At 65.2% G+C, this 13,581-nt stretch carries 11 protein-coding genes; all 11 read right to left on the bottom strand.

Annotated features, from left to right (window positions below):
- Positions 1-5: 5 nt before the first annotated feature.
- Positions 6-929 (bottom strand): ABC transporter permease, encoded by a 924-nt coding sequence (locus ACSHT2_RS32475; RefSeq protein WP_440639043.1) that lies wholly within the window; start codon positions 927-929, stop codon positions 6-8.
- Complete coding sequence (locus tag ACSHT2_RS32470) at positions 926-1,867, bottom strand: ABC transporter permease (RefSeq protein WP_440639042.1); 942 nt, start codon at positions 1,865-1,867, stop codon at positions 926-928. The genes ACSHT2_RS32475 and ACSHT2_RS32470 overlap by 4 nt, the downstream gene beginning before the upstream one ends.
- 17 nt (positions 1,868-1,884) lie before the next feature.
- Positions 1,885-3,486: an ABC transporter substrate-binding protein gene (locus ACSHT2_RS32465; RefSeq protein WP_440639041.1), complete on the bottom strand. Its 1,602-nt coding sequence runs from the start codon at positions 3,484-3,486 to the stop codon at positions 1,885-1,887.
- Positions 3,487-3,628: 142 nt separating this feature from the next.
- Positions 3,629-5,299 carry a nickel ABC transporter ATP-binding protein NikE gene (gene nikE / locus ACSHT2_RS32460; RefSeq protein WP_440639040.1) on the bottom strand — a complete coding sequence of 557 codons (1,671 nt, stop codon included), beginning with the start codon at positions 5,297-5,299 and terminating at the stop codon, positions 3,629-3,631.
- Complete coding sequence (locus ACSHT2_RS32455; protein ID WP_440639038.1) at positions 5,296-6,144, bottom strand: ABC transporter permease; 849 nt, start codon at positions 6,142-6,144, stop codon at positions 5,296-5,298. Before ACSHT2_RS32455 ends, nikE begins: the two co-directional genes overlap by 4 nt.
- Positions 6,141-7,175: an ABC transporter permease gene (locus tag ACSHT2_RS32450; RefSeq protein ID WP_440639037.1), complete on the bottom strand. Its 1,035-nt coding sequence runs from the start codon at positions 7,173-7,175 to the stop codon at positions 6,141-6,143. The genes ACSHT2_RS32455 and ACSHT2_RS32450 overlap by 4 nt, the downstream gene beginning before the upstream one ends.
- A gap of 28 nt (positions 7,176-7,203) precedes the next feature.
- The gene (locus ACSHT2_RS32445) at positions 7,204-8,823 is read right to left on the bottom strand and encodes an ABC transporter substrate-binding protein (RefSeq protein WP_440639036.1); all 1,620 of its coding nucleotides are present in this window, start codon (positions 8,821-8,823) and stop codon (positions 7,204-7,206) included.
- A gap of 97 nt (positions 8,824-8,920) precedes the next feature.
- Positions 8,921-10,357, bottom strand: a complete 1,437-nt coding sequence (locus ACSHT2_RS32440; RefSeq protein ID WP_440639035.1) for an NAD(P)-binding domain-containing protein — start codon at positions 10,355-10,357, stop codon at positions 8,921-8,923.
- Complete coding sequence (locus tag ACSHT2_RS32435) at positions 10,354-11,103, bottom strand: SDR family oxidoreductase (RefSeq protein WP_440639034.1); 750 nt, start codon at positions 11,101-11,103, stop codon at positions 10,354-10,356. The genes ACSHT2_RS32440 and ACSHT2_RS32435 overlap by 4 nt, the downstream gene beginning before the upstream one ends.
- 1 nt (position 11,104) lies before the next feature.
- The gene (locus tag ACSHT2_RS32430; protein WP_440639033.1) at positions 11,105-12,079 is read right to left on the bottom strand and encodes an NAD-dependent epimerase/dehydratase family protein; all 975 of its coding nucleotides are present in this window, start codon (positions 12,077-12,079) and stop codon (positions 11,105-11,107) included.
- 16 nt (positions 12,080-12,095) lie between these two features.
- On the bottom strand, positions 12,096-13,565 hold the full coding sequence (gene hydA / locus ACSHT2_RS32425; protein WP_440639031.1) for a dihydropyrimidinase: 1,470 nt from the start codon (positions 13,563-13,565) through the stop codon (positions 12,096-12,098).
- Positions 13,566-13,581: the final 16 nt, after the last annotated feature.

The following is a 13,581-nucleotide window of genomic DNA, read 5'->3' as shown; positions in this document are numbered from 1 at the left end:
ATCCATCAGAGGCTCTTGGCCATGCGCGGGTCGAGCGCATCGCGAAGGCCGTCGCCGAGCAAATTCACGGCGAGGACGGTAACCGACAGAAACGCCGCCGGGAAGAACACGATGTAGGGCTTCACCTGCCACAGTGCGCGGCCCTCGGCCATGATATTGCCCCAGGACGGGATGGTCGGCGGCGTTCCGGCACCGATGAAGGACAGGATCGCCTCGGTGATCATGGCGCTGGCGCAGATATAGGTCGCCTGCACCAGCATCGGCGCGACCGTGTTGGGCAGGATATGGCGGAGGATGATCATTGGCGAGCGCGTGCCGCAGGCCACGGCCGCATCCACATAGGGCTGCTCGCGAAGCGACAGCACCACACTGCGGACGAGGCGCGAGACGCGCGGGATTTCGGCAACGGTGATCGCCAGGATGACGTTGCCGACGCTGCCGCGCGTCAGCGCCATCAGCGCGATCGCGAGCAGGATCGGCGGGATCGACATCAAGCCATCCATGAACCGCATCAGGATGCCGTCGGCCCAGCGGATGAATCCGGAGATCATGCCGATGGCGAGACCCGCCGCGGATGCGAAGATCGCGACCGACAGGCCGACCGTGAGCGAGACGCGCGCGCCAAACAGCACGCGGGAATAGATGTCGCGGCCGAGCACGTCGGTGCCGAACCAGAAATCGGCCGACGGCGCCCGTGTGCGCTTGGCGGGCGCGAGCGCGGTCGGATCGACCGTACCTAGATAAGGCGCGAAGACCGCGATCAGCACGAGCGTCAGCAGCAGCGCGCCGCCGATCGCGACCGTCGGATGGCCGCGCAAGAGGCCGACGAAGCCGCGCCGGATCGCGACCGGGCGCAGGATTTCAGGCAGCTGCGGCGCGACGACGAAACCGGCCGGCAGCGATTGCGGATTGACGGTCGTATCGGTCAATAGCGGATCCTCGGGTCAACGAGCGTATAGACGACGTCGATCATCAGATTGACGAGGACGTAGACGAAGCTGAACAGCAGCACGATGCCCTGGATCACCGGATAGTCACGGCGCAGGATCGCATCGATCGTGAGGCGGCCGAGGCCGGGGATCGCGAACACGCTCTCGGTCACAACCGCGCCGCCGATCAGGAGCGCGATGCCGATCCCGATCACGGTCACGATCGGCACCGCCGCGTTCTTCAGCGCGTGAATGAACAGGATGCCGCCCTGCCCGAGGCCCTTGGCCTTGGCGGTGCGGATGTAGTCCTGCTGCAGCACCTCGAGCATGGCCGCACGGGTGATACGCGCGACCAGCGCGATGTAGACGCAGCCGAGCGCGACCGCCGGCAGGATGAGGTTCTCGAGCCACGGCCAGAAGCCTTGCGTGAGCGGCGTATAGCCCTGCACCGGCAGCCATTCCAGCTCGAGCGCGAAGATGTAGGCGAGTATGTAGCCGACCACGAACACGGGCAGCGAGAATCCGAATACGGCAAAGCCCATGATGACGCGGTCGATCAGGCTGCCGGCCTTCCACGCCGCCACCACGCCGAGCGGCACCGCCACCGCGATCGTGAGCAGAAGCGTCACGATCATCAACGACAGCGTCGGACCGAGACGCTGCCCGATCATCGCCGAGACCGGAAGATTGGTGAAGATCGAGGTGCCGAGATCGCCGTGCAGGATGCGCCAGACCCAGCCTCCGAACTGGACCAGGAACGGACGGTCGAGGCCGAGGCTCTGCCGGATGCGCTCCACATCCTCCGGACTCGCCTGGTCGCCTGCGATCACCACGGCCGGATCACCCGGCGCGATGTAGAGCAGGCTGAACACGAACAGCGCGACGATCGCCATGACTGGCAAGGTCGCGACGATGCGACGGAGGATGTAGGAGAGCATCTGGCCTCAGCACACGATCATGCAGACTTCGACACGCCCCAGAAGAACGGCAGCGGCCCCTTGGTGATGCCGGAGACGTTCTTGCGCCAGGCGGTGTAGCTCAGGAAGAAGCCAGTCGGCGCGTAGACGACGTCATCGAGCGCCGCCTTGTTGAGGCGGCCGATGGCGGCCTTCTCCTCGTCGAGATTCTTGGCCTCGAACCAGGACGCGACCTCCTTCTCCGTGCCGGGGCTGTTCGGCCAGCCGAACCAGGCCTTGTCGCCGTTGGCGCGAATGGCGGTGTACGGGGCGGGATTGATGCAGTCCGCGCCTGCGTGCCAGGTATGGAACATGTTCCAGCCACCCTGTCCCGGCGGAGTCTTCAGCGCGCGCCGCGAGCCAACCGTGCCCCAGTCGGTAGCGACGAAGTCGACATTCATGCCGAGCTTCTTCAGCAGGTCCGCGGTGACGTCGCCCTGCGCCTTGGTTATCGGCTGGTCCTGTGCCACGAGGCACGTCACCGGCTGGCCGGAATAGCCGCTCTCGGCCAGCAGCTTCTTGGCGGCATCGAAATCGCGCTTGCCCTTCAGGATCTCGCCGCCGGCTTCGCTGTAAAGCGGCGTGTCGGGCGTGAAGAAGCCGGGCAGCGGCTTCCAGAGTGCCGTGTCGTCACCGACGATCGCGCGCATATAATCTTCCTGGCTGAGCGCCATCAGCACCGCACGCCGCGCCCGCACGTCATTGAACGGCGCAAAGAGATGATTCATGCGGAACGAGCCGATATTGCCGAGGGGATCGCCGATATCGACGCTGATGTTTTTGTTCTTCTTCAGGACCGGAACGAGGTCTGCAATCGGGTTCTCCCACCAGTCGACCTCGCCGTTCTGCAACGCCGCGGCTGCCGTGGCCGGGTCCGGCATCACGATCCATTCGACGCGATCGACCAGGATCTGCTTGCCGCCCGCAAGCCAGGATGCCTTTTCCTGCCGCGGCACGTAATCGGTAAACTTCTCGAACACCGCCTTCGCGCCGGGCACCCACTCGCCCTTGGCGAACTTCATCGGCCCGGAGCCGACATAGTCGGTGATCTGCTTGAACGGATCGGTCTGCGCGATGCGCTCCGGCATGATGAAGCCGCACGGCGAGTTGTTCTTGGCCAGCGCGTAGAGCATCTTCGGGAAGGGCTGCTTGAGCACCCATTTGAAGGTGCGATCGTCGACGGCCGTCAACTCCTGCTGCAGCGCCTTGATCATCAATCCCATCGGATCGCGCGCCGACCAGCGCGTCAGGCTTGCAACGACGTCCTTGCTCAGCACCGGCTCGCCGTCATGGAACTTGAGTCCCGGCCGCAGTTTGAACGTCCAGGTCGTGCCGTCGTCGGTCACCTCCTCGGACTCGACCATCTGGCGTTGCGGCTGCAGCGAGGAATCGATGCCGTAAAGCGTGTCCCAGACCATCGCGGCAGCATTGCGCACGACATATTGCGTACCCCAGATCGGGTCGAAATTGGCGAGATTAGCCTGGGGGACGAAACGAAGGGTCCGGGCGGATGCGCCTTGTGCAATCGCCGGCGCCGAGAGGCCGGTCAATGCCAGACCGCCCGCGCCGGCCAGTCCCTTCAATACGGTCCTGCGATCCATGAAGTCCTCCAGTAATGCCGTGATGCCGGCCATCGCTGGCCAAGGGCAAAGTGAAACCGAGCCCATTTGCAAGCAAATGGTATGCCACTAAATGCCCCTTCGCCAGCGGGATCTCATCGCCCCTTCTTGGCCGGTCCAGGCTTCAAAGGGCGGCGGCCAGCGTCGGTCCTGTCTCGATGTGCGGGATCGCCTCGACCAATTTGCGCGTGTAGTCGGTCTTCGGATTGTCGAACAGCGCCCGGCTTTCGCCCTGCTCGACGATGCCGCCATTGCGCAGCACGATGGTGCGGTCGCAGAGCATGCGCACCACGTTGAGATCGTGGCTGACGAACAGCAGCGCGATGTCGTTCTCGCGTCGCAGCCGATCGAGCAGTTGCAGCACCACCGCCTGAACCGAAACGTCGAGCGCAGCGGTCGGCTCGTCCAGCACTAGGAGCCGCGGCCGGCAGGCGATGGCGCGGGCGATGCCGACGCGGGCCTTCTGCCCGCCGGAGAGCTGATGCGGAAACCGAGATAGCAGATCCAGCGGCAGCCCAACGCGTTCCGCGCATTCTTCCACCCGCTTGCGCAGCGCCTCACCCGCACGCATGCCGCCGAGCCGCGTCAAGGGATGGGCAATACAATCGAACGCGGTAAAGCGCGGGTTGAGACTCTCGTTCGGATCCTGAAAGACCATCTGGATGTCTTTGCGCAATGGCGAGCGGTGAAAATCACGCGACGCCACGTGCCCGATCGACTGCCCGTCGAACACGATATCGCCTTCGCTCGGGTCGATCAGGCGACAGATCATCCGCGAAGTCGTGCTTTTCCCCGATCCGGATTCGCCGACCAGCCCGACGCTCTCGCCGCCGGCCATCGTCATCGAGAAGTCGGCAACCGCGGCAGAGCCCTGGTCGAAGCGCTTTGCGAGCTTCCGCACTTCCAGGAGCGGCGGCGTGCCGTGTGCGGGCACCGGCCGTGGCTTGCCGAGAACGGCGGTGTAACGCTCTCTCTCCTCCTCCGTCACGAGGTCTTCGATCCGTGACGTCGCCGTCGGCGATGCCGCAACCAGGCGCCTCGTATAGGCGTGCTGCGGCGAGCTGAAGAGCGTACCGGGGCTCGCCTCCTCGACGATGCGGCCACGCTCCATCACGGCGATGCGGCGGCAATAGCGCGCCGCGAGACCGAGGTCATGCGTGATCAGGATCGTCGCCATGCCTCGCGCGGTGGCAATGTCTGCCAGAAGATCCATCACCACCTTCTGCGTGGTGACGTCGAGCCCTGTCGTCGGCTCGTCGGCGATCAGCAGCGCGGGATTGCAGGAGATCGCAATCGCGATCATGACGCGCTGGCACATGCCTCCGGAGAGCTCGTGCGGGTAGGCGTTCATCCGCTGCTCGGGATCCCGGATCTGAACGGCGCGCAGCAAGTCCAGCGCCTCGGCGCGCGCGGCCTCCTTCGAGATGCGCTTGTGCGTGAGGATCGCGTCCGCGATCTGCAATCCGATGGCCCGGATCGGATTGAGCGCCGCCCGCGGGTTCTGGAAGATCATCGACATCGCGGCGCCCTGGAGCTGACGGAGGTCATCGCCCCTGAGCTTCGTGACGTCCTGCCCGCGAAACAGGATCTTGCCGCCGGTGACGCGCCCTGCGGCATCGAGCAGCCGCGTCGTCGCAAAGCCCGTGACCGACTTGCCCGAGCCGCTCTCGCCGACGAGGCCGAGCATCTCACCGGCCTTGACGGTCAGCGTCACGCCGCGCACGGCCTCGACCATCCCGCGCCGCGTCGAGAAGGCGACGTGGAGGTCGTCGATCCTGAGCAGATCCTCGCTCATGTGCGCATCCGAGGATCGAGAATGTCCCGCATCCCGTCGCCGAGAAGATTGAAGCACAGCACCGCCATCATCAGCGCAAGGCCCGGAAAGGCCACCAGCCACCACCGCCCGGTCGAGATGAAGCGCGCGCCTTCGGCGACCATGATGCCCCATTCCGGCGTCGGCGGCTTGACGCCGAGGCCGATGAAGGACAGGCCGGCCGCGTTCAGAATCGCCCAGCCGAGATTGAGCGAGATCTGCACCGCCATCGCCGGCAGGATGTTCGGCAGCAGGAAGCGCAGCACCACGGAAAAATGGCTCTCGCCGCAGGCGCGGGCCGCCTCGACCCAGCCGACATTGCGCCTGACGTTGACCTCGGCCCGCGCGAAGCGGATGTAGAAGGGAAGATTGATGATCGCGGTCGCGATCACGATGTTCTCGATCCGGTTGCCGAGCGCAGCCACCATCGCCATCGCCAGCACGAACAGCGGGAACGCCATCATCACGTCGACGAAACGGCCGACGGCGCGATCGAGCCGGCCGCCGGCATAGCCGCAGAACGCACCGACCACGGCGCCGATGACGAATGAGATGCCGACCGCGGAGACGGCGATGGCAAGGTCCAGCCGCGCGGCGATGATGAGACGGCTGAACACGTCGCGGCCGAGCTGATCGGTGCCGGCCAGATGCGCCGCGCTCGGCGGCAGCAGGGCTTCCGAGACGTTCGAGGCCACGGGATCGTAGGGCACCATCCAGGGACCGAAGATCGCGACCAGGACGAACAGCGTCACCCCGGCAGCGGCGACAGCCGTGAGCGGGTTGCCGCGCAGGATCCAGACCGAGTGGCGGAGGGTTGCACTGATCATTCGATCGATACCCTGGGATCGGCGATGCCGTAGCAGATATCGACCACGAGATTGACCAGCACGAACAGGCTTGCCATCAAAAGCACGAAACCCTGCACCGGCGCATAGTCGGAGGACAGCAGCGCATCGAGCGCATAGGAGGCAACGCCCGGCCAGGAGAACACCTTCTCCACCAGCACGTTCGCGCCCAGCATGGTCGAGAACACGATGCCCGCGATGGTGACGACGGGAAGGATCGCATTGCGCAGCGCGTAGGTCACGACCACCTTGCGCCAGGACAATCCGACCGAGCGCGCCGTGCGCACGAAATCGCTCCCAAGCGATACCAGCATCGAAGCGCGGGTGATCCGCGCCAGGGGCGCGATCACGAATAGGGCCATGCTCACCGCCGGCAGGATCAGCTGCTTGCAGGCCGTCCACCAGCCCTCAAAATCGCCGGCGAGGAGGAAATCGACCAGCAGGAAACCGGTGTGCTGCGGCGGCAGCGAGGCGAATACGTCGATCCGCCCGGTCGGATCAGGCGCCAGCCCGAGCAGATAGTAGAAGACGTAGATCAAGAGCAGGCCCGAGACGAAGGTCGGCACGCAGACGCCGAGCGCGCAGAACAGCCGCACGCCGTGGTCGACGATCGATCCCGGCCGCAAGGCAGCGACCACGCCGAGCGGCACCGCCGCGATCAGCGCGAGCAAGAGTGCGGCGAAGGTCAGCTCCAGCGAGGCCGGCAGCCGCTCGCGCAGATCCTTGAGCACCGGCTGTCCCGTCATCATGGAGCGGCCGAGATTGCCGTGGCCGATGTCGGAGAGATAGAACACGAGCTGCTCCGGCACCGACTTGTTGAGCCCCATCTGCTTGCGGATCTGCTCGATCTCCTCCTTGCCGGCGTTGGGCCCCGAAGCGAAGAACACCGCGGGGTCGCCCGGCAGGACGCGCATCAGCAGGAAGGTGAAGACCAGCACCCCGAACAGAGCCGGCAGCGACGACAGAAGCCGCCTGCCCGCCCGTATTATCGTTGCACCAAGACCGGTCTTCACTTTTCGGCACCTCTCCTGCTTTCGGAAGCTACTTGCGGCTCAGATTGCGATAGTCGACCTGGCGGTGGAACTCGTAGGTGTAGCCTTCGACGGTGGCCGCCATCACCGCATCTTGATTTGGCTGCCACAGCATGATCTGCGGCATCAGGTCGAAGTGCATCGCATTGAGCTTGCGGCCGGCCTCCTCATACTTGGCCTTGTCCGGCTCGAAGCGGGCTCCCTGCGCGATCGCGGCCAGGTCGGGATTGTTGATCGACGAATAATTCCAGCGCTGATTGCCGGTATAGAAGTTGCGGTAGAAGTAGTCCGTCGAGGGCAGCCAGGCGACGATGCCTTCGGTGAAGAAGGGCAGTTTCTTCTCGTTGATCAGCGTCGACATCTGCGCGTCCGGCAGCTTCTGGATGTCGACCTTGATCCCGATCTTGCCGAGCGACTCCTTGATCAGCGCCGCCATCGGCTCCGCCTGGGAGGCCCACCCGACATTGAAGCTGAAAGTGGTCGAGAAGCCCTCCGGGAATCCGGCGGCCTTGAGATATTCCTTTGCCTTGTCGAGGTCGAGCTTGACCGGCTGCTGGAACGGATAGATTCCGTTCAGCGGTTTGCCGTCCGGCCAGCTGGCGCCGTACAGCGGCATGCCGCGGCCGAACAAGGCGGCCTTGAACATGTCCTCGTAGGGCAGCGCGAACGCGATGGCGCGGCGGACGTTGACGTTGTCGAAAGGCGGGATCTGGTTGTTCATCGAGACGTAGGTGATCGCATTGTATTGCGGCGTCGAGACCACCTTCAGCTTGCCCTTGGCTTCGAGCGACTGGACGTCGCTCGCCTGGAGATCGAGTACGATATCGGCATCGCCGCGTTCGACCAGATTGGCGCGGGTCGCCGGCTCCGGCACCGATTGCACGATGATGCGCTTGAAGAAGGCGGGCCGGTCGGGAGAACCGCGGTTCCAGGCCTCGTTGCGCTTGAGGGTCACCTGCTCGCCGGGCTTGAAACTCTCGACCACATAGGCGCCGCTGCCGGCGGTGTGCTCCTTTAACCAGGCCATCGCCCACGGATCGTCCGCGGTCGCATGCTCCTTGGCCAGCTTCGAGTTGATGATCATCGGATAGACGGTGGCGAGATTCGGCAGCGCCAGCTTGTCGGGCTTCGGCAGCGTCACCTCGATCGTCAGGGGATCAATCACCTTGAACTGGTCGGCCGAGGTGAGCGATCCCGTCAGCAGCTGCGCCTTGCCGAGGATCGGCGCGGTGACGCAGCGATCGAGCGACCATTTCACGTCCTCGGCGGTGACGGACGAGCCGTCCTGGAACTTGGCGTCCTTTCGCAGACGGAAGGTGATCTTCAGGCCATCGGGGCTGACGTCGTAGGATTCGGCGAGCTCACCGTTGATGGTGTCGAGATCGAACACCCATTTGCCGTTGAGCTGCTTGCGACCGAACGATACCAGCCGATCGTAGGTGCTCATGCTGAGCCCGAAGGATTCGCGGGTCGCGCCGGGGATGTTTGGATCGAGCGTGTTGACCGATGCGCCGGTCACATAGCGCAGCGTTTCCGCCCTGGATTGCGCATGCGACGGCGCGGTCGCGATCAGCAACAGCGCGGTGGTGGCGAGGATCGTGGTCGCGGATCTGAAAGACACAAAACGCATTCGTTTTCCCTTGAATTGTCGAACAGGAAGGTCGCCAAGGCTGGTCAAGAAAGAAGCAAGTTGCGCGCCAATCTTCGCTGCGGCGGGGCATGGATGATCATCGCTGCTCCTCCGTCTTTCGCGCCGGCCGGGTGACCACCGCCTGCGGCACGTCGTAGGCGCTGAGCGAAGCCCAGTGCCGTTCGACATCGGCGCGGAACAGGCCGCGTGTCAGGCCATTCACGAGCTTGGGCACCGCGGTGGTCATTGCGTTGATCGACGATCCCGAGGCGCCAAAGCTCATGGTGGAGGCGATGGCGAAGAGATGTATGTCGGAGATCCACGGTGTCTTGCCAGGCACGCGCTCGGTGAAGGCGTAATCGTCGGCGAGATAAGGAAAGCGGCCGAGCCGTTCGTTGCGCTCGCTCGGAGGTGGCTGGTAGCGGTCGGCCCAGGTGGCGATGTTACCGGCAAATCGGCCGAGTTCGCCGCGGCCGGCAAAGTTCATGTCGATGCCGGTGCCGCAAATGACGAAATCGGCGGTGATGGCGCCGCGCGGCGTCTGCAATTCGATGCGGTTGCCGGTCTCGCGCGTCGCCTCGATCGGTGCGCCCTCGTGCAATGTGAAATTGGCGTGACGCGCACAGCGGTCATAGGTTGGCTGCGGAAATCCCTCCCGCATCTCGAGGACCTTGCGCATGAAGCGCCAGCGCCAGGCATCATCGAGATCGCTGAGATGACGCAGGAAGCCGCGGAAGGTCAGCCAGCGATAGGGCTGGATCACCTGGATCTGCGCCCGGCGGCACAGCAGGTGCACTTCGGAGGCACCCGCCTCCAACGCGGTGGCCGCATTGTCGAAGGCGGACGCGCCGGCGCCGATCACGACGACGCGCTTGCCGCGAAGGCCTCCGAAATCGATATCGTCGGCGACGGTCGCAACCGAGCTCGCCGGCAGATGGCGAAGTGCCTCCGGAATCATCCAGCCGCCCATCCCCTCCTGTCCCGTCGCCAGCACGATCTTGCGCGCATGGAGCGTCTCGACCTCTCCTGCCCGTTTGACGCGCGCGGCGAGCAGGCCATCGGCCGCCGGCGCAATCTCCAGAAGCTCGCAGCCATTGCGCACCGGCAATCCGATCGTGCGCCTCAGCCAGAGCAGGTACTCGGCCCAATGCGCGCGCGGAATCAGATTGAGCGTCTGCCAGCTCTCCTTGCCGAACCGGGCCTCGTGCCAGGACTGGTAGGTGAGGCTCGGGATGTCGAGGTCCGGGCCGGTGTAGTCCTTCGGGCTGCGCAGCGTCGGCATCCGGGCATAGGTGAGCCAAGGCCCTTCCATCCCCTCCTCGGCCTTGTCCACGAGCAGGATGTTGCTGACGCGGGAGCGCATCAGGCCGAAGCCGATGGCAATTCCGGACTGGCCGGCGCCGACGATGAGCACGTCCAGCGCCGGCTTGCCATCGGGCCCTGTCTTCGGTTCGAGCCACGCGGCACCGGGATGCGCGATCATCGCGAGATCGGCGCGAATAGCGGCCTCGAGCTCTGTCAGTGCGTCACTCATGCCGCAAGCCAGCCTCCGTCGACCACCATCACGGTGCCGGTCGTGAACGAGGACGCATCGCTGGCAAGATGCAGCGCGGTCTGCGCGATCTCCTCCGCCTGGCCGAACCGCTTCATGGCGTGGCGGCTGCGCGAGGCCTCGCGCACCTCGCCCGAATTGGCGTGACGAGCGAAGCTGCGGCGAAGCATCGGCGTATCGATCGCGCCCGGCGCGATGGCGTTGACCCGAATGCCGTCCGTTGCGAAATCCACCGCCATCGTCCGCGTCAGGCTGACGATGGCACCCTTGGCGGCGATATAGGCGCTGTTGCCCTTGCCGCCGGCCATCGCGAGCTGCGATGCCAGCGTGATGATCGATCCACTGCTCTGCCGTTGCATGTGAGGCACCGCGGCCCGCGCCCACAGCCAGGTGCCGCCGACATTGGTGCGGAACACCGCATCCCAGTCTTCCACGCTCGTCGTCAGCACCGTACCGCCGCAGGAAAAGCCGGCCGCCGTCATCAGGACGTCGAGCCGGCCGTGCCGCGTCATGACATCGCCGACAACGGTCTCGGCGAACGCGGCATTGCCGACGTCGCCGACATGGGTCGTGGCCTCGCCCGCCAAGCGAAGCGTTTCCTGAAGGCCCGCGGCATCGCGATCGACCAGAGCGAGACGCACTCCTTCCTCTGCAAACAGTTTTGCGCTGGCGCGGCCAATGCCCGAGCCGGCCCCCGTAATGATGGCGGTGCGCCCTTCCAGCCGCATGTCAGATCCCCTCCTTGTGCTGCACCCACCAGGCGCTCATCGCAGCGGCGGACTCGGCACAGCCGAACCGCGCACGCCAGCCGAACTCATCGGCCATCCGTGCAACCGAGAGCGGTGCACGATCGCCGCCATGCAGCTTGATGACGGTTGTCTCGCCCGGGTTCGCAAGCCGGCAGTGCAGGCCGGGATGAAGTGCAGCAAAGGCCTCGCCCCATTGCAGTGCCGACCAGGCCGCGCCGCTGGAGATATTGTAGAGACGATGGCGTGGCCGCTCGGCCTCGATCAGCACAGCCACGGCCTCGGCGGCGTCGACGGCGTAGGTCCAATCTTTGAAGCCTGGGCCCGGCATGATCGCCGGCTCGCCGCGAGCGAACGCCGCCAGGATCTGGAATTGAAGGCTGGGCGTATCGCGCACCGCGCCGGCCCGCTCCCAAGGGCCAAACACGGCGCTCAGCCGCACGCTGAGGAAATCGCCGCCAAAGAGCTCGGCATGGCGCGCTACGGAGCGTTCCGAGGTAAACTTGCTGATGGCGTAGAACGAGAGGGGATCGCAGGCCGTTTCCTCGTCCAGGACTTGATGACGCTGGCCGGCGGCGCCATAGGCCGACGCCGAGGACAGATTGACCACGCGGCGAACGCCGTGACGGATCGCCGCTTGCAGGATCGGGATCTGGGCCATGACGTTGATCTCGAGAACGCGCGCGGGCGATGCCCGTTCGAGGTCATCGCCCGCGGTGACGGCGGCGCCCAGCACGATAGCGTCCCATCCTTCAGCGATGAGGGCGTCGATACCGGCCGCATCGGTGATATCGACCTGAACGACCTTGAGCCGCTCGCGATAATCGGCCAGCGATCGCCGCGCAGCCGCGGGAAGCGAAGCGCGGTCATACAGCGTCACCTCATGGCCGCGCGCGAGCAGCACCTCCGCGAGATTGAGGCCGACAAAGCCGGTACCGCCGAAGACCACGATCCTCATCGTGCGCGATCCACCGTCACAGCAACTTTGCCCCAAAATTCCGTTCCGGATCCATGTCGGCGACGAGCCGGCCGGTCGGCTTCGCCGCCTCGCCGCCGCTCCGCGCCAGGAATTTTCCGCTGCCGGCGCTCGCGAGGCACTTGTTGCCCTCGATAACCATGCGGCCACGCGAGAGCACCGACACCGGCCAGCCCTTCAGCTTGCGGCCCGCGAACGGCGTGTAGCCGGCCAGATCGTGCATCATCTCGTCTGATATCGTGACCTCGCGGTCGGGATCCCAGATCGCGATATCGGCATCGGCGCCGACGGCGATCGAACCCTTCCGCGGATGCAGATTGTAGATCTTTGCCGGCGCCGTCGCGGTCAGCTCGACGAACTTTTCCAGGCCGAGGCGTCCCTTCGATACCATCGCGTCGAACAGCAGCGGCAGCCGCAGCTCCAGTCCCGGCAGGCCGTTCGCAACCTGCTTGAAGTTCGGATTGGGACCGGCGCGCAGCTTGCCGGTTTCGTCATAGCGATACGGCGCGTGGTCCGACGAGATGGTCTGGAGGTCGCCGAGCGAGAGCGCCTGCCACAGCGCCTCCTGGTCGGAATGCGTGCGCGGGGGCGGGCTGCACATCCATTTGGCGCCTTCCGCGCCGGGCTTGTCGAGATCGCCTGCAGTGAGGAACAGATATTGCGGACAGGTCTCGGCGAAGACCTTGAGCCCCTGCCCGCGCGCATCGCGGATCACCTTGGCGCCTTCGGCGGTCGAGACGTGGAAGATCATGATCGGCTGGTCGATCAGCGCCGCCATGCCGATCAGCCGGGTGAAAGCCTCCGCCTCCGAAACGCGGGCGTGACTGACGGCGTGGTATTTCGGCATCGTGTAGCCGCGCGCGAGCAGGCGCTTGACCATCCAGGCGATGATGCCGTGGTTTTCGGCATGCGCGCACAGCATCGCGCCGGACTGGCGGGCGGCGAGTAGGATGTCGAGCAGCGGCTCGTCATCGACCTTGAGCCGGTCGTAGGTCATGAAGATCTTGATCGAGGCATGCCCCTGCTTCACCAGCGCGGGGATGTGCTCCTCGACCGTCTCCTTGGTCGCGTCCGCGATGATCATGTGAAAGGCATAGTCGATCACGGCACCTTTCTTTGCGAGCGCGTGATAGTCCTCCACCACCTGCGGCAGCTTCATCCCGACATGCTGGGCGGCAAACGGAATCACCGTGGTGGTGCCGCCAAAAGCGGCAGAGACGGTCGCGCTCTCGAAAGTGTCCGCGTTCATGATACCGGCGGCGGACAATTGCTCGATATGCGCGTGGCTGTCGACGCCGCCGGGCAGCACCAGCTTGCCGCGCGCGTCGATCTCGCGCTTGGCGGCCGGAAGGCCCTTCCCGATGGCCGCGATCGTCTCGCCGGAGATCGCAACGTCGGCTTCGAACACGTCGGTGGTGGTGGCGACGCGGCCGCCGCGGATGATCAGGTCGTAAGCGGGTTCAGTCATGAGGCGCTCCGTGATA

The organism is Bradyrhizobium sp. PUT101, assembly GCF_052043945.1.
Lineage (GTDB): Bacteria > Pseudomonadota > Alphaproteobacteria > Rhizobiales > Xanthobacteraceae > Bradyrhizobium.
This window is presented reverse-complemented; position numbering and strand designations above follow the sequence as displayed.